The sequence below is a fragment of the Ruegeria sp. CDSB136 genome, from assembly GCF_059610965.1.
In genome coordinates this window covers 1-20287 of record NZ_JBXWOP010000035.1, presented here as the reverse complement: position 1 = coordinate 20287, position 20287 = coordinate 1, and the positions used below count along the sequence as shown (strand labels likewise).

Annotated in this window: 17 protein-coding genes and 1 pseudogene; 15 read left to right on the top strand and 3 right to left on the bottom strand. The window is 58.6% G+C overall.

The window, feature by feature from the left end; translation table 11 throughout:
• Positions 1-370 precede the first annotated feature (370 nt).
• The 8 genes from AC2FIR_RS23210 (at position 371) to AC2FIR_RS23175 (ending at position 7913) form a co-directional block, all read left to right on the top strand.
• Positions 371-2110: an ABC transporter substrate-binding protein gene (locus AC2FIR_RS23210; RefSeq protein ID WP_480811331.1), complete on the top strand. Its 1740-nt coding sequence runs from the start codon at positions 371-373 to the stop codon at positions 2108-2110.
• Positions 2111-2172: 62 nt separating this feature from the next.
• A complete protein-coding gene (locus AC2FIR_RS23205) occupies positions 2173-3222 on the top strand; it encodes an ABC transporter ATP-binding protein (RefSeq protein ID WP_496744473.1) in 1050 nt (349 codons plus the stop codon).
• A 1-nt stretch (position 3223) separates the two neighbouring features.
• Positions 3224-4300, top strand: a complete 1077-nt coding sequence (locus AC2FIR_RS23200) for an ABC transporter ATP-binding protein (RefSeq protein ID WP_496763330.1) — start codon at positions 3224-3226, stop codon at positions 4298-4300.
• Positions 4297-5160, top strand: a complete 864-nt coding sequence (locus AC2FIR_RS23195) for a carbohydrate ABC transporter permease (RefSeq protein WP_170677640.1) — start codon at positions 4297-4299, stop codon at positions 5158-5160. The genes AC2FIR_RS23200 and AC2FIR_RS23195 overlap by 4 nt, the downstream gene beginning before the upstream one ends.
• Entirely contained in the window at positions 5157-5954 is a 798-nt protein-coding gene (locus AC2FIR_RS23190) for a carbohydrate ABC transporter permease (RefSeq protein ID WP_170616650.1), read from the top strand. The genes AC2FIR_RS23195 and AC2FIR_RS23190 overlap by 4 nt, the downstream gene beginning before the upstream one ends.
• 143 nt (positions 5955-6097) lie before the next feature.
• Positions 6098-6367 carry a DUF2160 domain-containing protein gene (locus tag AC2FIR_RS23185; protein WP_480713629.1) on the top strand — a complete coding sequence of 90 codons (270 nt, stop codon included), beginning with the start codon at positions 6098-6100 and terminating at the stop codon, positions 6365-6367.
• A gap of 66 nt (positions 6368-6433) precedes the next feature.
• Complete coding sequence (locus tag AC2FIR_RS23180) at positions 6434-6829, top strand: BlaI/MecI/CopY family transcriptional regulator (RefSeq protein ID WP_170616654.1); 396 nt, start codon at positions 6434-6436, stop codon at positions 6827-6829.
• Entirely contained in the window at positions 6816-7913 is a 1098-nt protein-coding gene (locus AC2FIR_RS23175) for a M56 family metallopeptidase (protein WP_496744468.1), read from the top strand. The genes AC2FIR_RS23180 and AC2FIR_RS23175 overlap by 14 nt, the downstream gene beginning before the upstream one ends.
• 9 nt (positions 7914-7922) lie before the next feature.
• Here the strand turns inward: AC2FIR_RS23175 and AC2FIR_RS23170 are convergent, their stop codons facing one another.
• Positions 7923-9326: an MATE family efflux transporter gene (locus AC2FIR_RS23170; RefSeq protein ID WP_496744466.1), complete on the bottom strand. Its 1404-nt coding sequence runs from the start codon at positions 9324-9326 to the stop codon at positions 7923-7925.
• Positions 9327-9511: 185 nt separating this feature from the next.
• Positions 9512-10420, bottom strand: a complete 909-nt coding sequence (locus AC2FIR_RS23165; protein ID WP_496763328.1) for a LysR substrate-binding domain-containing protein — start codon at positions 10418-10420, stop codon at positions 9512-9514.
• Positions 10421-10514: 94 nt separating this feature from the next.
• Between AC2FIR_RS23165 and AC2FIR_RS23160 the strand changes: the two genes are divergently transcribed.
• Together AC2FIR_RS23160 and AC2FIR_RS23155 are read left to right on the top strand one after the other, a co-directional pair.
• Positions 10515-12035: a trimethylamine methyltransferase family protein gene (locus AC2FIR_RS23160; protein WP_496744462.1), complete on the top strand. Its 1521-nt coding sequence runs from the start codon at positions 10515-10517 to the stop codon at positions 12033-12035.
• Between the two features lie 134 nt (positions 12036-12169).
• Entirely contained in the window at positions 12170-14638 is a 2469-nt protein-coding gene (locus tag AC2FIR_RS23155) for a GcvT family protein (RefSeq protein ID WP_496744460.1), read from the top strand.
• A gap of 154 nt (positions 14639-14792) precedes the next feature.
• Here the strand turns inward: AC2FIR_RS23155 and AC2FIR_RS23150 are convergent, their stop codons facing one another.
• Complete coding sequence (locus AC2FIR_RS23150; RefSeq protein ID WP_321253760.1) at positions 14793-15422, bottom strand: LuxR C-terminal-related transcriptional regulator; 630 nt, start codon at positions 15420-15422, stop codon at positions 14793-14795.
• A gap of 221 nt (positions 15423-15643) precedes the next feature.
• On the opposite strand from AC2FIR_RS23150, the gene AC2FIR_RS23145 reads away from it, so the two are divergent.
• From AC2FIR_RS23145 to glyA, 5 genes and pseudogenes are all read left to right on the top strand, one after another.
• Positions 15644-16885: a pyridoxal-phosphate-dependent aminotransferase family protein gene (locus tag AC2FIR_RS23145; protein WP_496744458.1), complete on the top strand. Its 1242-nt coding sequence runs from the start codon at positions 15644-15646 to the stop codon at positions 16883-16885.
• Between the two features lie 28 nt (positions 16886-16913).
• Entirely contained in the window at positions 16914-18110 is a 1197-nt protein-coding gene (locus AC2FIR_RS23140) for a malate--CoA ligase subunit beta (protein ID WP_170677652.1), read from the top strand.
• Positions 18110-19000 (top strand): succinate--CoA ligase subunit alpha, encoded by an 891-nt coding sequence (gene sucD / locus AC2FIR_RS23135; RefSeq protein ID WP_170616669.1) that lies wholly within the window; start codon positions 18110-18112, stop codon positions 18998-19000. The genes AC2FIR_RS23140 and sucD overlap by 1 nt, the downstream gene beginning before the upstream one ends.
• Positions 19000-19971, top strand: a complete 972-nt coding sequence (locus AC2FIR_RS23130; protein ID WP_170806065.1) for a 2-hydroxyacid dehydrogenase — start codon at positions 19000-19002, stop codon at positions 19969-19971. Before sucD ends, AC2FIR_RS23130 begins: the two co-directional genes overlap by 1 nt.
• 62 nt (positions 19972-20033) lie before the next feature.
• Positions 20034-20287: pseudogene (gene glyA, locus AC2FIR_RS23125) on the top strand (serine hydroxymethyltransferase); the annotation flags it as partial.

The following is a 20287-nucleotide window of genomic DNA, read 5'->3' as shown; positions in this document are numbered from 1 at the left end:
GCCCGTTCGTCTATCGGTTAGGACGCCAGGTTTTCAACCTGGAAAGAGGGGTTCGATTCCCCTACGGGCTGCCATTTACACTTTCCTAAATCAAAGTTTCAGAACCAAATATCTGGCGCCTGGTCGCAGGTTCACTTGAGGTTAGGTCAGTTGTTCTTCGGACTTTGAGTGCTCTTTCCCGATTCCGGCGAAGTCAGCAATCCTTGCCGTGACCCCTCCCGAATTCCTCTTTCAATATAATAAAAACAACGAGTTACGCATCTGCATTTTCATTTACTAAAAAATTAGTTTGACAGGCGCGCGAAAAATCGCTGATGGTATCTGACATCCGGTTCCCACCGGAGAACCATAAATTTTTGGGAGGAGACAGATGCGGAGACATCTACTTTCCGCAGTGGCGGCGGCTGCCGTCATTGCGGGGCACGGTCCTGCTTGGGCCGACGAAGCCGCAGCACAACGCTGGATCGACGACGAATTCCAGCCATCGACCCTGTCGAAAGACGAACAGATGGCTGAAATGCAGTGGTTCATCGAAGCTGCACAGCCTTACGCGGGCATGGAAATCAACGTCCTGTCTGAAGGCATCCCCACTCACTCGTATGAATCCGAGGTTCTGACCAAGGCGTTCGAAGAGATCACCGGCATCAAGGTCAATCACCAGATCCTTGGTGAAGGCGAAGTGGTTCAGGCCGTTCAGACCCAGATGCAGACCGGCCGGAACCTCTATGACGGCTACGTCAACGACAGTGACCTGATCGGCACCCATTCCCGCCTGCAACTGGCTTATCCGCTGACCGACATGATGGGCGGCGACTGGGCGGCGACAACCTCGCCGACGCTGGATCTGGATGACTTCATGGGCATTCAGTTCACCACCGGTCCGGATGGCAAGCTGTATCAGCTGCCCGACCAGCAGTTCGCAAACCTTTATTGGTTCCGCAAAGACTGGTTCGACGATGAAGCCAACAAGGCCGCGTTCAAGGAAAAGTACGGCTATGACCTGGGTGTTCCGGTCAACTGGTCGGCCTACGAAGACATCGCCGAATTCTTCACCAACGACGTGAAAGAAGTCGATGGCGTCGCGATCTACGGCCACATGGACTACGGCAAACGCGCGCCTGACTTGGGCTGGCGTATGACAGACGCCTGGCTGTCGATGGCCGGGGCAGGTGACGTCGGTGAGCCTAATGGTATTCCGGTCGACGAATGGGGCATCCGCATGGAAGCGGGCACCTGTAACCCAGTTGGCGCTTCGGTGTCGCGCGGTGGAGCTGCCAACGGTCCTGCTGCGGTCTACGCGATCCGCAAATGGGACGAATGGCTGCGCAACTATGCGCCTCCGGGTGCGGCGTCCTATGACTTCTACCAGTCGCTGCCGGCGCTGAGCCAAGGCAACGTGGCCCAGCAGATCTTCTGGTACACCGCCTTCACCGCCGACATGGTGAAGCCGAAGTCCGAAGGCAACAACACCGTGGATGACGAAGGCACACCGCTGTGGCGGATGGCGCCCAGCCCGCACGGCCCCTACTGGGAAGAAGGCCAGAAGGTTGGGTATCAGGACGTGGGTTCCTGGACTTTCCTGAAGTCGACCCCCGAGGATCGTGCTCAGGCAGCGTGGCTCTATGCCCAGTTCGTGACGTCCAAGACTGTCGATGTGAAGAAGTCCCATGTGGGTCTGACTTTCATCCGCGACAGCTCGGTTAACCACGAGTCGTTCACCGAACGCGCACCCAAGCTGGGTGGTTTGGTCGAGTTCTACCGCTCGCCTGACCGTGTGGCATGGTCGCCGACCGGCATCAACGTTCCGGATTATCCGAAGCTGGCCCAGATCTGGTGGCAGCAAATCGGTGACGTGAACTCGGGCGCCTTCACCCCGCAAGAGGCGATGGACCGTCTGGCTGAAGAGATGGACATCACCATGGCCCGTATGCAGGCCGCGGATGAAAGCGCCGGTGTCTACGGTGGCTGCGGCCCGCGCCTGAACGAGCCGCAGGATCCTGCCTTCTGGCTGGAAAAAGCGGGTTCGCCCAAAGCCAAGCTGGAGAACGAAAAGCCGCAGGGCCAGACCGTCAACTATGACGAACTGGTTAAGCGCTGGCAGTCCCAGTAACAGCAACATCGTAGGCCGGGCTCAAGCCCGGCCTACCCTAAAATGCCCCGCGAGTTTCCCAGATGATCGAACTTCAAGATGCCACCAAACGGGTCGGCAACGTCATCCATATCAAATCCACAAACCTGACCCTTCATACAGGCCACTTCAATGTATTGTTGGGTGCAACCGGCTCGGGCAAGACCTCTCTGATCAAGATGATGGCCGGGCTGGACCCGATCGGCTCGGGCAAGGTCCTGATGGATGGGCAGGATGTCACGCGACTGAACACGCAGAAGCGTCAGATCAGCCTGGTGCACCAGTTCTTCGTGAACTATCCGCATATGACCGTTTTCGAAAACATCGCCTCGCCGCTGCGCGTGGCGGGTATGGCGAAAAGCGAAATCGAAGGCCGCGTTGAAGAAGCAGCCGACCTGCTGCAACTGCGCCCGATGCTACATCGCCGCCCACATGAGTTGTCAGGTGGACAACAACAACGGACCGCACTGGCGCGTGCCATTGCGAAAGAGAGCCGCGCCGTCTTCCTCGACGAACCGCTGGCAAACCTGGACTACAAGTTACGCGAAGAACTGCGCGAACAGCTGCCCGACCTGTTTGCAGGGCGTGGCGCGGTCGTGGTCTATGCCACCTCGGAACCCGAAGAGGCGTTGCTGCTGGGCGGCTACACCGCCCTCATGGAAGATGGCCGCGTGACCCAGTTTGGGCCGACCGCCGACATCTATCGCAACCCGGAAAACATCGCCGCGGCGCGTGTCTTCTCGGACCCGCCGATCAATGTGGCGCGCATTACGGTTTCCGGTGCCCAGGCACATCTGGCGGGCGGCGGCGGCTGGCCGGTCACTGACATGGCCGACGGAGATTACATGGTCGCCGTGCGCCCGCACCGTGTGACCCCGTTCCGCACCACAGACGCGGATGTGGAACTGACCGGGCGCGTGATCGTGACAGAGTTGTCGGGCTCGGATTCCAGCGCGCATTTCCAACATGGGAACGACGCTTGGGTTTCGCTGGCCGCCGGTGTGCACCCTTATCGGGTGGGCGAGGATCACAGTTTCTACATGAACCCGGCCCATTGCCGGTATTTCGGCCAAGACGGCAAAAGGGTAGCCTGACATGGCACAGATCAAGCTTTCAAACCTTCGACACAGCTATATGCCCGCGCCGAAAGGCCCGGAAGACTATGCGCTGAAGGAAATCGATGTGACATGGCGCGATGGCGGAGCCTATGCGCTGCTGGGCCCGTCGGGCTGCGGCAAGTCTACGTTGCTGAACATTATCTCGGGCCTTCTGACGCCGTCCGAGGGGCAGATTTTGTTCGACGACCGCGACGTAACGGCCCTGCCCCCCGACCAACGTAACATCGCGCAGGTGTTCCAGTTCCCGGTGATCTACGACACGATGACCGTGGGCGAGAACCTGGCCTTTCCGCTGAAGAACCGGGGCGTGGATGCTGCCACGATCAAGCGCCGTGTCGATGAAATTGCCGAGATGCTGGACGTCACGGATATGCTGGGCACCCGCGCCTCGGGTCTGAGCCCGGACAACAAGCAGAAGATTTCGATGGGCCGCGGATTGGTGCGCGATGACGTGAATGCGGTGATGTTCGATGAACCCTTGACCGTGATCGACCCGCATCTGAAATGGAAGCTGCGGTCCAAGCTGAAAGAACTGCACCAGCGCGTCAAAGCGACAATGATCTACGTAACCCACGACCAGACCGAGGCTCTGACTTTCGCGGACGAGGTGGTGGTGATGCAGGAAGGCGAAGTGGTTCAGATTGGCACGCCCGTCGAACTGTTCGAACGCCCTCAGCACACGTTTGTCGGCCACTTCATTGGCTCACCCGGCATGAACGTGCTGCCCTGCGAGGCGAAAGGCGACCGAGCGGTTTTCGAAGGCCATGAGGTCATGCTGGAAGGCCCAACTCATGGTGATGGGGGCCGCACCGATCTGGGTATCCGGCCCGAGTATGTTGGATTTGGCGACACCGGCATTCCCGCGCACGTGACCAAAGTCGCCGACATCGGCCGTCACTATGTGATCAGCGCGATGGTCGGCAATACTGCCCTCAAGGCCGTGACCGAACACAGTGTGCCCGAACCCGGGTCACAGGTTTTCCTGCAATTCAAACCCGAACAATCCCGCGTCTATCGCGACGGCTGGATCGCAACTCAGGAGCGGGCGCAATGAGAACGGAAAATCAAAAGGCTTGGTTCTTTGTCCTACCTGTGCTGGCTCTGGTCGCGTTCAACGCGCTGGTGCCAATGATGACGGTGGTCAACTACTCGGTGCAGGAAACATTCGGCAACAACCAGTTCTTCTGGGAAGGCCTTGGTTGGTTTGAACAAATCCTGCGGTCCGACCGGTTTCAGGCCGCACTGGGGCGGCAATTCCTGTTCACCGCGCTGATCCTGCTGATCGAGGTTCCGCTGGGCATCATCGTGGCCCTTTCAATGCCGCGCAAGGGGTTCTGGGTGCCGGTCTGTCTGGTGCTGATGGCCCTGCCCATGCTGATCCCGTGGAATGTGGTCGGGTCGATGTGGAACATCTTCACCCTGCCAAAGATCGGTCTGCTGGGGTATTTTCTGAATGACGTTCTGGGCATCAACTATGACATGACGCAACAGCCGCTATCGGCTTGGATCACTGTCATCGTCATGGATGTCTGGCACTGGACCTCGCTGGTGGTTCTACTGTGCTACGCGGGTTTGGTGTCGATCCCGGACGCCTACTATCAAGCTGCGAAGATCGACGGCGCCAGCCCCTGGTCTGTGTTCCGTTATATCCAACTGCCCAAGATGAAAACCGTCCTGACCATCGCCGTGCTGCTGCGCTTCATGGACAGTTTCAACATCTACACCGAACCGTTCGTTCTGACTGGTGGCGGCCCCGGCAACTCAACCACCCTGCTGTCAATCGATCTTGTGAAGATCGCACTGGGACAGTTCGACCTTGGCCCTGCGGCCGCGATGAGCCTGATCTATTTCGCCATCACGCTGCTGGTCTCTTGGGTCTTCTACACTCTGATGACAAAGGATGACGCGCAATGAAAAAGCGGTCCATCATCCCGATCCTTTATATCGCGTTCCTGATGCTGCCGATCTACTGGCTGGTGGCAATGTCCTTCAAGACCACGAACGAGATCCTGTCGGGCTTTTCCCTGTTTCCCCAGACCTTTACGCTGGAGAACTACATCACCATCTTCACCGATCCGACATGGTACTGGGGCTACATCAACTCGATCACTTATGTGACTCTGAACACAGTACTTTCGGTCTGCGTTGCCCTGCCAGCCGCTTATGCTTTTTCGCGCTATCGTTTTCTGGGCGACAAACAGTTGTTTTTCTGGCTGCTGACCAACCGGATGGCACCGGCTGCGGTCTTTGCGCTGCCGTTCTTCCAGCTCTACTCCTCGATCGGTCTGTTCGATACGCACCTGGCCGTGGCGCTGGCGCATACGCTGTTCAACGTGCCGCTGGCCGTGTGGATTCTGGAAGGGTTCATGCGCGGCATCCCGAAAGAGCTGGATGAGACCGCCTATGTCGACGGCTATTCCTTCCCGCGCTTTTTCGTCACGATCTTTCTGCCCAACATCAAGGCAGGCGTGGGCGTTGCTGCGTTCTTCTGCTTCATGTTCTCGTGGGTTGAAATGCTGCTGGCCAAGACCCTGACTGCGGTCGAGGCCAAACCCATCGCCGCCGTGATGACGCGCACCGCCTCAAGTGCCGGGTATGAACTGGGCCTGCTTGCGGCAGCCGGGACGCTTACAATCATCCCCGGTGCCATCGTCATCTGGTTTGTCCGCAACTACATCGCGCGCGGTTTCGCGATGGGACGTGTGTGAGGTTCGATATGCGCAAACTCCTTCTCACCCTTCCCTTCATGCCGTCGTCGGCCCTTGCACAGGCGAAGGCCGGTTGGGGCAATGTCGGCCAGCAAGAGGAAAAAGGATTCTCGTGGACTGACCCCTTGTGGCCGGACTTCTGGATGGCCTGGACCCCAGCCACGCTGGCCGTGTTCGTCGGCATCTTCTCGGCCATTGCGCTGATTGGCCTGCTGGAAGGGTTCAAATTCCGCGACGGCATCGAACGGCGCGGCGTGCTGGGGCTGACCACCACGCTGGGCGACAGGCTGTTTATTACCCTGCTGGGCTCGGCCTATATCTTCCTTGCCTGGCTGGGCCTGGTGGGTCAGCCCGTCTGGACACCACTTTTCCTGTCCATCGGCTGGGGCATTTTTGTCTTCTGGAAAGTTTAAGCTTTGCGAAACAGCGAAAGGATGCTTGTCTGTCAGGCATACTAAAAAATGCGACACGAAAGACCGATGCGAAAGAAAAAAACAACAAACCTCCTGACCGAAGTAGAACTCGAGTTCATGAACGAACTCTGGGCGCTGGGTCAGGGCTCGGTCCGTGACGTGCTTGATTGTCTGCCACCAGAACGCAATCTGGCCTATACGTCCGGCGCGACGATCCTGCGCATTCTCGACGAGAAAGGTTTCGTCGAAAGCCGCAAAGACGGAAAAACGCTGATCTATAGACCGCTTCTGGAAAAAGACAGGTATCAGGCGCGTTCGCTTCAAAACCTGTCCCGCACATTGTTCGACGACACACCCGCCACGCTGGTGGCGCGTCTGGTCGATGACGCGGGGCTGAGCGAAGCCGATCTGGAGGAAATTCGGGCACTGGTAGAGAGGAGACTGCAAAATGACAGCGGTTAAACCGGTTCTCGATACATATCTCGAATTGAACATCGTGCTTGGCCTGTCCGCCCTTATCTGGCTGCTGGCCCGCGCGACATTGGCGAAGACTCCGATGCGAAACAGCTTTGTCGCGCAGTTGCGCGCGCTCAAAACGCTGTGCATTTGCGTGGTACTCAGTCCTCTGCTGGCGCTCGGCGCTTCGGCATTGGCCGGGCTGGCATGGCCCGGTCGCGCAGTGGCGCTGGGTGACATTGCGGTTGCCGCTTATCTGCGCGGCGAAATCGCGATGCCAGCGGTCCAGTTCGAGGCATTGCTTAACACCCGCGAACGCTGGATCGATCATATCGTTTCGGGTGAGTCTCTGGTTTTGATTATTGTCCTGATAGCTCTGGCGATGATCTCGGCGCTGTATCTTGTCCGCGCTGTGCGTGATGCGATTTCCATTCGCAACACGATCGGGACAAGTTTTCTGTGGCGCCGCTCGCGCAAAGTGGACATTCGCCTGTCGGACCGTATCACAGTTCCCTTCGCGGTGCGCGGTCTGCGCCGCCGTCACGTTGTTTTGCCCAGCCACTTGCTGAATACGCCGCGTGAAATGCGGTTTGCTCTGGCACATGAGTTTCAGCATATCCGCGCGGGTGACGTGGAATGGGAACTGGGATTCGAACTGTTGCGCCCCGTTCTTTTCTGGAACCCGGCCTATCAGCTTCTGAAATATCAGTTCGACCGGTTGCGGGAATTGGCCTGTGATCAGTCGGTTGTTGCCCGCAAAGGGATCGACGCGCGGGACTACACGTCCTGCCTGCTGGATTATTGCGCCCGCACAGTCGCGATGCGGAACCCGAAGGTTCTGAATGTAGCGCTGGTTTCCGGTGGAAAGGCCAAGCGGGTATTGCAGCAGCGTGTGATCGCGCTGACCGACACGCAGGTGGCTACGGCTCCGTTGCCGGTTCTGTTTTTGGGTCTGACACTGACTTTTGCAACCTTGCTTGCGCTTGGATCAGCCTCGCTTCGCCAGACACATGACTGGAGCCATGATCGGCTGATGCTGTCGACGGTTGTTAATCTGGAACGGCTGGAGGCCCGTAACCAGGGTAACTGATCCCTCAGATCACCAACCGCGACGCCCGAACAGCGAGTGGATACGGTTTTGCCCTGTAAACGGGTCGATCTTCTGCGGGTGTGCCAGCCCTGCGACGACGCGCTCGACCAGAACCCATCCTACCAGGGCAAAGATTACCCCACCAAAGGCCTGTCCCAGCAGCACGCCAGAAGCGCCCGCCAGCTTGGATCCGATAACGACAAAGACCCAAGTTCCAACGGTATGTCGCCCCCAGTTGATCCAGGTCGAATAGACCGGGTGCCCAAGATTGTTGAAACTGGCGTTTGCGACAAAAATCACTCCGTTAAAAAACGAAGCCAGCGCCAGCGGTCCGCAAAACAGGTAGATCAGCGTCCGTGTTTCGCCTTGCGCTGCAAACAAATCCGCGATTGGTCCACGCAGAAGAAACAGGATAGCCGCCATTGCCACGACGTATATCCCGGTAAACCGGATACCGGCCCAAAAGGCGGCCCGCACACGATCATATCGTTCGGCCCCGAAGTTCTGCCCGATGATCGGACCGATTGAGCCTGACAAAGCAAACACCACAGAAAACGCCACCGGCATCAGGCGGCCGATCACGGCCATCCCCGCCACCGCGTCAGTTCCATATTGAGCAATTTCCCGAACTACGATGGCGTTTCCAATCGGAGTTGCGACATTGGTCAGAACCGCTGGAATTGCGATGGTTCGCACAGGGCGCAGATCGTGCGCAACCTGTGACAGCGATGGCCGCATAAAGCCCCGGTGCACGCGCAACGCGGGCAGTATCGCGGCTGCCAGCATACAAAGCCTTGCCAATACCGACGCAATTGCGGCGCCATCCAGTCCAAGCCCCACTGCGAAGATCAGAACGGGATCAAGGACGGCATTCACCAAACCGCCGTAGATCGTCGCCATCATCGAACGTCGCGCATCACCATGCGCGCGCAATACAGCCATCGCCGTCATGGCAACGGACATGACGCACATTGTCGGCAGGATGATCGAAACATAGCGGACCGATAGACGCAGCACCTCGCCCTCCGCGCCCAGAAGCGACAGTAGAAAGGTCAGGTTCATCAGAACCAAAGCCGAAATCAGGATACCACCAATCAGCCCCAGAACCGCGACGCTGGATGCATAGTGGCGCGCCTGCTCTGGCCTGCCCGCGCCCAGTTCACGTGCAACGAGCGCCCCGGCGGAGATCGACAGCCCGATATTGATGGCGTTGGTAAAGAACAACAATGTCCCCGCATAGCCGACCGCCGCAGCCAGAGCGTCATTGCCCAGCATCGAGATGAATATCATGTCCACAAAGTCGACCGCGAAAATTGCCATCAGACCAATGCTGGTGGTCAAGGACATGCGCGTCACGTGCCGCATCAGGCTGCCGTTCAGAAAAACGGCGTCATTGCCGGACTGACCTGCCATGTTGTTCTTTGCTCCTGTTCAGGCGCTTTGTGTCACCTTGCAGCCGTTTGGGAAGGGGCGGCAACCCCAATTCACCTGAGGCCGCGCAGATCAGGAACAGTTGCGATAGGGTTCAGACAGCAGCTATTCCGCAGCCCGTCGCCGGTGGCGGAAAACGCTCTGCATGGCCGCCAGCGACCCTCTCGTCAGGCACCTTGTTTTACGGACAATATCCAATTCCGCACGATTTCGGCCTTGGGTGTCAGCTCCCGGGACTTCGACCAGACCAGGTAGATCCCCTTCCCTGTTTTCCAGGTCCACTCTGGCCGCGCGGCAAGCAGGCCCTGCTGAACCAAAGGCGCGACAAGGTGGTCCCACCCAAAGGCGAACCCCTCGCCCGCAATGGCGGCTTGAAGCACCAGTGCATAGTCATTCAGGCGCAGACCGCTGCGCGGCGGTATTTCCGTCACTCCGAACTCCCAGAACCACTGCCGCCACGAGGGGCGTTCGCGAATTGGTTCCTCAAGATGGATCAAGCGTTGGCTGAGAAGCCCCGGCACATTTCTGAGGTTCACCGCTGCCGCCATCACCCGGGGCGACGCGACGGGATAGATCACTTCCTCGGCGATCAACGCACATTCGCAGTCCGGCCAGTCTCCGGCCCCAAGTCGAATGGCCAGGCTGATCGTTTCAACATTCAGATCAGGCTCTCGATCGCTGGATTGCAGGCGCAGGTCGATATCAGGATGGATGCGCTGAAAGGACCCGATGCGCGGCAGAAGCCAATAGTTGTTGAATGCCGAAGACGCGCTGAGTGTCACGTGATCATTGCTGGCAAATTGCCGGATGGATTCGGCGGACTGCGCAAGCTGTTCAAACGCGCGTGTCACGTCGGCGAACAACTTGCTTCCAGCATTTGTCAGGCTGATCTTACGATGGCTACGCTGGAACAGAAGAACACCAAGCGAGCTTTCGAGTTGTTTGATCGCCATACTGACCGCTGGTTGTTGAACGTTCAATTCCTGCGCCGCACGTGTGAACGATCCGGTCCTTGCTGCAGCCTCGAAAAAGACGAGGCGGCGCGGTGAGGACAGATGTGACCAAAGCTTTTGCATAAGCTGTGTTTATCTAATTCATCGAAATTTTCAAACGTCACAAAGGCCCACCCAGGCGATAATTTCAGAATAGACAGATTCAGAGAGGGCATTCATGGCGCGCCGGACACGCAGTTCAAGAACACGGGGAAATGCGCCAACTGGCGCACCGCCCTCACCCTATATTCGTCGCATAATCCCGCATTTCGGTGTGCTTGATGAGGATCAGATCGTTCGGCTTGAGGAACAGGTCGACTGGATCCTGCAAGACGTGGGCATCGCCTTTCGCGACGACCCCGAGGCGCTTGCGCTTTGGAAGCGCGAAGGTGCAAAGGTTGACGGCGACATCGTGCGCGCGCCGGCCGATTGGATTCGCAACCTGTGCTCTCAGGCTCCGGCCGAGTTCACACAACTGGCCCGAAACCCGGACCGATCAGTCATTATTGGCGGCAAGCATCAGGTCTTCGCGCCGATTTACGGCGCCCCTTTTGTACGCGATCTCGAAGGTGGGCGCCGATATGGCGATATGGCCGCCTTCCGGGATCTCGTGCGACTAACTTATCTGCACCCGAACCTGCATCACGGTGGCTTCGTCACCTGTGAGCCTTGTGACGTTCCGGTCAGCAAACGGCATCTCGACATGCTGTTCGCGCACATGACCCTCAGCGACAAACCGCATCTGGGCGCGATTACGGAAATGAGCCGCGCGCAGGACAGCGTCGACATGGCCGAAATCGTGTTCGGCGCTGACGTAATGGCCGATAACTGCGTCATCATGGGGAACGTGAACACGAACTCTCCACTTTTGGTGGACCGTGTGGTGACCGAAGCGGCACGGGTGTATTCAACCCGCGGGCAAGGCATGGTCGTGGTGCCCTTTATCCTTTCGGGGGCAATGGGGCCGGTCTCAACCGCGGCGTCCGTGGCACAGGCCATGGCCGAAGCGATGATGGTCTGTGCGTATATTCAGCTAATCCGCCCGGGCGCGCCTTTTGTGCTGGGCAACTTCCTGTCGTCGATGTCGTTGAAATCGGGCGCACCCACTTTTGGAATGCCCGAACCTGTCATGTCGAACTATGCAATAGGTCAACTGGCGCGCCGCGCCGGGTTGCCGTTGCGGTGCGGCGGGTCCCTGACAGCATCGAAGATCGAGGACGCCCAAGCGGCATACGAAAGCGCGGATTCCATGCATTCCACTATGCTGGCAGGGGCAAATTTTGTCCTGCACTCGGCAGGCTGGCTGGAAGGCGGATTGTGCACCGGTTTCGAGAAGCTGATCATGGATGCGGACCGGCTTGGATCCTATCAGAAAGTCTTGTGCCAGGGGCTGGACACTTCAGACGACGCATTGGCCCGGGACGCATACGACGAAGTCGCCCCAGGCGGGCACTTTCTGGGATGCGGTCACACGATGCGCCACTACCAGACAGCATTCTACGAACCCAGGCTCAGCGACAGCGAGAATGTCGAAAGCTGGGAAGAAAACGGTTCGGAAGACATGCGCCAGCGCGCCCACAGTCGCTGGAAGCAGATGCTGAAAGAATATGAGGAACCTCCGATCGACGCCGCGCTGCGCGAAGAACTGGAGGCATTTGTCGCCAGACGCAAAGAGGAACTGCCCGATGCCTGGTACTAGGAAAACAGCCAACGCGACGCCCCCTGCCAACGTCGCGACCGAAACCGCAATGATCGCGTGAGCAGCGCAATAAACATTGTGGGCCTAATCCGGCCTTTCTTGAAACGCTTAAAGCTTAACCAAGGACACCTTCAATGCCCGAAATTCAAAAAGACGATACAGCCACAGGCAAACCGCTTCCTTCCCACGCCAAGGTTGTCGTCATTGGCGGCGGCGTCGTCGGATGTTCGATCCTTTTTCACCTTGCCAAGTTCGGGTGGAAGGATGTCGTACTGCTGGAACGCGATGAACTGACATCCGGGTCCAGCTGGCACGCGGCCGGGCAGATACACACGATCAGTTCGGACCCCAACATAAGCCGTCTGCAAAGCTATACGATTGATCTGTACAAGGAAATCGAAGAGACATCGGGCCACTCGGTTGGCCTGCATATCACTGGGGGCTTCTACGCGGCATCGACCAAGGAATGGTACGATTACCTCAAACGCGAACGTTCAAAGGCGCGGTACATGGGGCTCAATCAGGAATTCATAAGTCCAAGGGAACTGGCCGAGCGTCATCCGCTGATCGACCCCAAGCATTACCACGCAGCCCTTTGGGACGATCAGGACGGTGATCTTGACCCTTCGGGCGCGACCTATGCCTTTGCCAAATCGGCCCGTGTACACGGCGCGCAGTACTTTACCCATTGCGGTGTGACCGCGATGAGCCAGCGCCCGGACGGAAGCTGGGATCTGACGACACCGAAAGGCACGATCAATGCGGAACAGGTGGTCAATTGCGGCGGCCTGTGGGCCCGCGAAGTCGGCCAGATGTCCGGCATTCACCTTCCGGTACAACCGATGGAGCATCACTACCTGATCACCGACAAGATCCCGATGATCGCCGAGCGCATGGAAAGCATGGGCGACGCCGGTCGCCTGCCTGCGGGTATCGATTATGAGGCCAACATCTATTTCCGGCAGGAACGGCAGGGCATGTTGCTGGGCACCTATGAGCCGAAGTCGACCCCATGGAAAGTCGACGGGACCCCGTGGGATTTCGGCCACGAGTTGCTGCAGCCCGATCTCGACCGCATCGCCGAACGACTCGAAATGTCGTTCGAACGGATACCGGCAATCGGCGAGGCTGGCATCAAGGACATGATTAACGGGCCATTCACTTTCGGCCCGGACGGCAACCCGATGATCGGCCCGGTTCCGGGGATGAAGAACTATTGGGTCGCGGTGGGTGTCATGGCGGGGTTCTGTCAGGGCGGCGGCGTTGGTCTGACCATGGCGGAATGGATGATCGACGGAGAACCCTCGATTGATGTCTGGGCCATGGACGTCGCGCGGTTTGGCGAGTTTGCGACGCCGGACTGGGGAACCGTCAAATCGGCCGAAAACTACGAACGCCGCTTTGTCATGACCTTCCCCAACGAGACCCTTCCCAAGGGCCGGATGCAGAAAACCACCGCGCTTTACGATCGTCTGGTCGCGAAGGGTGCCTTGATGGATCAGGGCTTTGGACTTGAAAACGCCCAGTGGTTTGCGGACGGTCCCGAGGACGCCCACGAGGATCCGACTTTCGAGCGCAACCGCTCGTTCGATTATGTCAAACGCGAGGTGGACGCCGTGCAGAATGCCGTCGGCGGCATCGAGATTGCGAACTTCGCCAAGCACGAGTTCAAAGGCAAAGGCGCGCGCGCTTATCTGGACCGCATTGTGGCGGGCTATGTTCCTAAACCCGGCCGCCTGACCCTGACGCCGATGCTTACCCCAAAAGGCAAGCTGTACGGTGACCTGACCGTTGCCTGCCTGGCCGAGGATCACTTTATGCTGTTTGGGTCGGGCGCGATGCAGGAAGCGCACCGCCGCTGGTTCGAAAAGGATCTGCCGGATGATGTCACTTACGCCAATGTTTCAGACGACTGGCACGGGATAGCGCTGTCCGGTCCCAAGTCACGAGAACTGTTGTCGCGTATCACCCGCACCGATGTCAGCGCTGACGCCATGAAATTCCGCGATCTGCGACAAACCTTCGTGGGCGGGGTTCCGGTCATTTTGAACCGTATCAGTTTTTCGGGCGAGCTTGGTTTTGAAATCTACTGCCGCCCCCAATACCTGTTGCGGCTTGCCGAAACGATCGAGGGTGCCGGGGCTGATCTGGGCTATCGCTGGTATGGCGCACGTGCGCTCATGTCGATGCGGCTTGAAAAAGGCTGGGGTGTCTGGACCACGGAATTCCGGCCGGATTTCAATGCAGTGGAAAGCGGAATGGATGTCTTCATCAACTGGAAGAAAGATTTCGTCGGCAAGCAGGCGACCGAAGGTTTCCGTGCCGAGGGTGTGAAACAAAAGCTTGTGACCATGACAATCGACGTCGAAGGGATCGATGTCTCCAGCGACGAAGCAATCCTGAAGGATGGCGCGGCGGTAGGTTACGTCAGCTCAGGCGGATATGCGCACCGGATGGGTTATTCCATGGCGATGGGCTATGTCGCGTCGGAGCACGCAGCGCCCGGAACGGTCCTTCAGGTTGAAATCCTCGGCGAGTTCTACGATGCCGAAGTGCTTGGCGGCCCGCTTTACGATCCCAACGGCGCCAATATGCGATGCTGAAATTTTGTACGGGGCGCCCGCCTGGGCGCCCTTCGCAATTCTGACGGAATCAGCGGAGTTCAGGTGGTCCCTGAACTCCGTCGCAGCAATGGCTGTGTTTCGTCGCCGGATTATCCGGCGAACGCCATACGATCAGCCGCAAAACGAGCCTCACTCATTCAGGCGCTGACTTCGAAGAATAGTAATATGCGATCGCCTGAGCGCGGTTTTTGACGGACAGTTTTTCATAAATATTGGACAGATGAAATTTGACCGTATTCGTCGATATTTGCAGCTCTTTCGACAGGTCACGATTTGACAGTCCTTTGGCCAAAGCCTCCAGGATCGCGCGTTCTTTGCGTGACAGACCATGAATCGGATCCTGATGCATCTTCCTGACATCGATGAAGGGAAACACCATCTTGCCGGCAGCAACGTCGGCGCAGGTTTCAAGCAAACCCTCCACTTCACCTGACCGTGGGGCAAACCCTGCGGCCCCGGCCTGCATGGCCAACCTGGGAACGTCGCCGGCCTCGTCGCCATACACAATGAAACGGGGTGCGTTTTGCTGTTCACGCAGCACCTCGATCAGTTTGGCAGCACCCAAAATCGGCAGGTTCCACGCCACGACGCAGACCTGCACAGGCACCCGCATGACCGCGCCCAGAAACCCCTCGGCTGTGGCGGACGTGGCCACCAAAGAGAATCGCGGATCACGTTCAAAAATCTCCGACATCGCAGACAGGACGAGCGGATTGTTGTCGGCCAGCATGACGTCAATCGGGTATCGGGGTTTTTCAGTCATTTGATTTTCCGCCCAAAATTCTCAAAAACTACCCATTCCGGTAGGTTCTATCTCAGTACACCTTTGTATTCTTACACTAATGGGTAGGTTTTTTCCCACCCAATTAGATGCCCAAAAGCAGTATTAAGTTACGTTGCGCGTTCGGGCAAGTTTCAGTTTTGCTGATCGCCAACGCGATACACGGGCTCTGCCAATCATCCCGTAGCTGAGGAGGATCACAAATGACGTTCCAGGTTTATCCCCCGCTGGAAATCCCCGAGACCCTGGCGGCCGGACCCGGCCCCGGCAATACGGACGCCCGCGTTCTGCAGGCGTTTTCCAGCGCAGGCGTTGCAGACCACATGCAAGGCGATGTTTTGCGCGGAATGGTCGAATGCAAATACATGCTGCGCGAAATCTGGGGTACCGACAACGCCTATACCTTCGCCGTCGCCGGCACCGGTTGGAGCGCACTGGACACCATGTTCTCGGCCGTGATGCCAGGCGACAAGGTTGTCGCCTTTTCGAACGGTACGTTTTCGGGCATCGACTCGCTGACCCTGCGGATCAAGGCCGCGACACCGCAGGAACACGCCTCCAGCCCGCTGGACCCGCAGGCGGCAAGCGTTGTCGTGATCGAAGTGCCTCATGGGCAACCGGTTACGGGTGAAATGGTCGAAAAGGCCCTGGCTCGCCATAAACCGAAATGGGCCTTCATGGCGCATTGGGAAACCGGATCGGGGCGCATCAACGATCTGCGCGGTTTCTCGGATGCCTGCGAACGTCATGGGGCCATGGGCCTGATCGACGCGGTTTCTTCCTTGGGCGTAGAGGATTTCCGGATTGATGATTTTCCCGGGATCGCAGGTTGGGCATCCTGTCCGCAGAAAGGCCTGTGCTGCTTGCCACTGACCTACGCGCCGGTCAGCTTCACCGACTCGTATATCAATTCGCTGAAGGCGACGGGTGCATATACCTATGTCCACAACCCGATTTTCGAAGCCCGCCACTGGGGCATCGTCGACGGGCAGGATGTCGAAAAGGGAACCTATCACCGCACACATTCGGGCTACGCCGTTGCCGCATTTCACGAGTCGCTGCGCCTGACCCTTCAGGAGGGGCTGGCCAAGCGATCCGCGTCATATCGCACACACGAATGCGTTCTGCGCGACGCTGTGACCGCGCTTGGTTGCGAAGTGACCTCGGACATGCCCAGCCTTGTCGTTCTCAATCTGCCGACAGAACTGGCAGGTCGTGAAATGGAACTTGTTCAGAATTGCCGGGCGCGCGGGTTTGGCATCTGGCCCACGCTCAGCGCCCCGGTGCAGGTTCGCATCGGCATTCTGAACCAGCTCAACCATCAGGCCGTCAGCCGCATCGTGCGCCTGTTCGCCGAGGCTCTGTATGAGTTGGGAGGCACCGTCGATTTCGAAGAAATCGAGGCGCTGCTGGAAAGCCGTTACGGCACATCAATTGCCGCGTAATCGCACTGCATGAACGGGAGGAATGCAGATGGATATTCATGAATACCAGGCCAAAGAGGTCCTTTCGAAGTTTGGGGTCGATGTCCCGCCGGGTGCATTGGCCTACAGCCCCGAGCAAGCCGCCTACCGCGCTCGCGAGCTTGGCGGCGACAAGTGGATCGTCAAGGCGCAGGTGCATGCAGGCGGGCGCGGCAAGGCTGGCGGCGTCAAGCTGTGCAACACTGAAAGCGAGATCTACGAGGCCTGTGACAACCTGTTCGGGCGCAAGCTGGTTACGCATCAGACCGGCCCGGAAGGCAAAGGCGTCTACCGCGTATATGTAGAAGCCGCCGTGCCCATCGACCGCGAGATTTACCTGGGTTTCGTACTTGATCGCTCCAGCCAGCGGGTGATGATTGTCGCGTCGTCCGAAGGCGGAATGGAGATCGAGGAGATTTCGGCCGAACGCCCGGACAGCATCGTACGCTCAATCGTGGAACCGGCTGTAGGGTTGCAGGAATTCCAGGCGCGCGAGATCGCCTTCGAACTGGGGCTTGAGCCGCGACTGGTGCAGCAAATGGTCCGCACCCTTCAGGGCTGCTATGCCGCATTCAGCGAATTGGACGCGACCATGGTCGAGATCAACCCTTTGGTCATAACCGGCGATGATCGCGTTCTGGCGCTGGACGCCAAGATGAGCTTTGACGACAACGCCCTGTTCCGTCACCCGCAGATTGCTGAACTGCGCGACAAAAGCCAGGAAGACCCCCGTGAAAGCCGCGCGGCCGATCGTGGCCTGTCCTATGTCGGCCTCGAAGGCAATATCGGCTGCATCGTGAACGGTGCCGGTCTGGCCATGGCCACGATGGACACCATTAAGCTGGCCGGTGGGGAGCCTGCGAACTTCCTCGATATCGGCGGCGGTGCTTCACCCGAGCGGGTCGCCAAGGCCTTCCGCCTGGTTTTGTCGGACAGCAATGTTCAGGCGGTTCTGGTCAACATCTTTGCTGGAATCAACCGCTGTGACTGGGTTGCAGAAGGTGTCGTGCAGGCATTGCGCGAACTGGACATCGACATTCCTGTCATCGTGCGTCTGGCCGGTACGAATGTCGAAGAGGGTCAGAAGATTCTGGCCAAATCCGGTTTGCCGATCATCCGTGCAACCACCCTGATGGAAGCCGCCGAACGCGCCGTTGGCGCATGGCGCAACGACCTGTCCCAAAACACCAAGATGAGGGCTGTGTAATGAGCATTCTTCTCGACCGCGACAGCCGCGTTATCGTTCAGGGTATCACCGGACGCATGGCGCGTTTTCACACCAAGGACATGTTGGAATACGGCACCAATGTTGTCGGCGGCGTTGTCCCCGGCAAAGGTGGCGAAACCGTCGAAGGCGTGCCGGTTTTTGACACCGTCAAACAGGCCGTCGAGGCCACGGGTGCCGATGCCAGCCTTGTCTTCGTTCCGCCACCGTTTGCAGCGGATTCGATCATGGAAGCGGCGGATGCCGGCATCCGCTATTGCGTCTGCATCACCGACGGCATCCCGGCCCAGGACATGATCCGGGTCAAACGCTACATGTACCGCTACCCGCGCGACAAGCGCATGGTGCTGACCGGGCCGAACTGCGCCGGAACAATCAGCCCGGGCAAGGCGCTGCTGGGTATCATGCCCGGCCATATCTACCTGCCGGGCAACGTGGGAATCATCGGGCGCTCGGGCACGCTGGGCTACGAGGCTGCAGCGCAGCTCAAAGAACGCGGAATCGGTGTGTCTACCAGCGTCGGCATCGGTGGCGACCCGATCAACGGTTCGTCCTTCCGTGACATCCTTGAACGGTTCGAACAGGACGAAGACACCGAGGTCATTGCCATGATCGGAGAGATCGGCGGCCCGCAAGAGGCCGAAGCGGCGGAGTATATCCGTGACCACATCACCAAGCCCGTGGTGGCTTATGTCGCGGGTCTGACAGCCCCCAAGGGCCGGACCATGGGCCATGCAGGTGCGATCATTTCGGCCTTTGGCGAAAGTGCCTCGGAAAAGGTTGAAATCCTTTCTGCCGCAGGTGTGACCGTGGCGGAAAACCCCGCAGTCATCGGCGAAACGATCGCCCGCGTCATGGGAAAGGCCGCGTGATGGTTAAACCTTCAGTCCTTGTAACACGCCGCTGGCCAGCTGCGGTCGAGGCGCAACTGGCCGAAAGCTATGACACCGTGCTGAATACCGGAGACAAACCCATGTCTCCGGCCGAAATCCGCGATGCGCTGAAACGGTATGACGCGGTGTTGCCGACCGTGACCGACACACTCAGCGCCGAGGCGCTGGATGTGCCTGCCGCGCAGACCAGGATCTTGGCCAATTATGGTGTCGGCTACAGTCACATCTGCGAACCGGCAGCCCGCGATCTGGGTATGACTGTCACCAACACACCCGACGTGCTGTCCGAATGCACCGCCGATCTGGCCATGACCTTGCTGCTGATGGTGGCCCGTCGTGCGGGTGAAGGCGAACGGGAACTGCGCGCCGGAGGTTGGTCCGGCTGGCGCCCTACCCATCTGGTTGGCACCAAGGTCAGTGGCAAGACACTGGGCATTATCGGTTTTGGCCGCATCGGTCAGGAAATGGCCCGCCGCGCCCATCATGGCTTCGGCATGAAAATCATCGTGCAGAACCGCAGCCAGATATCGCCGGACGTTCTGGGCCAATGCAACGCCGTTCAGGTGGACACGGTGGACGAACTGCTGCCGCAATGCGATTTCGTCTCACTGCACTGCCCTGGCGGCGCGGCGAACCGCCACCTGATCAACTCGCGCAGGCTGAGCCTGATGAAACAGGACGCCTTCCTGATCAACACCGCGCGCGGCGAGGTGATTGACGAATGGGCGCTTATTCAGGCCCTGATGTTCGACATGATCGGCGGTGCTGCGCTGGATGTGTTCGACGGCGAACCACGTATCAGCCCGGACCTTCTGCAATGCGACAATCTGGTGATGCTGCCGCACCTTGGCAGCGCCACTCGCGAAGCCCGTGAAGCCATGGGGTTCAGGGTTCTCGACAATCTCAGTGACTTCTTTGCCGGCCGCCCGCCCCGGGACCGCGTAATCTGACCTTTTCCCTCACTTCCTCCCGCCGGTGATCCCGTCGGGAGGCCTTTTCAGGAGGTTTCCACGTGAACGCCCCCAACCGCATAAATGGTTTTTTCACCCAGTCTCTTTCGGATCGTGATCCTGAGCTTTTCGGCTCGATCCGGTCCGAGTTGGGGCGCCAGCGCGATGAAATCGAGCTGATTGCGTCCGAGAACATCGTCAGCGCCGCAGTGATGGAGGCGCAGGGCTCGGTGATGACCAACAAATACGCCGAAGGCTATCCCGGGCGGCGCTATTATGGCGGCTGCCAGTTCGTGGACATTGCCGAGAATCTGGC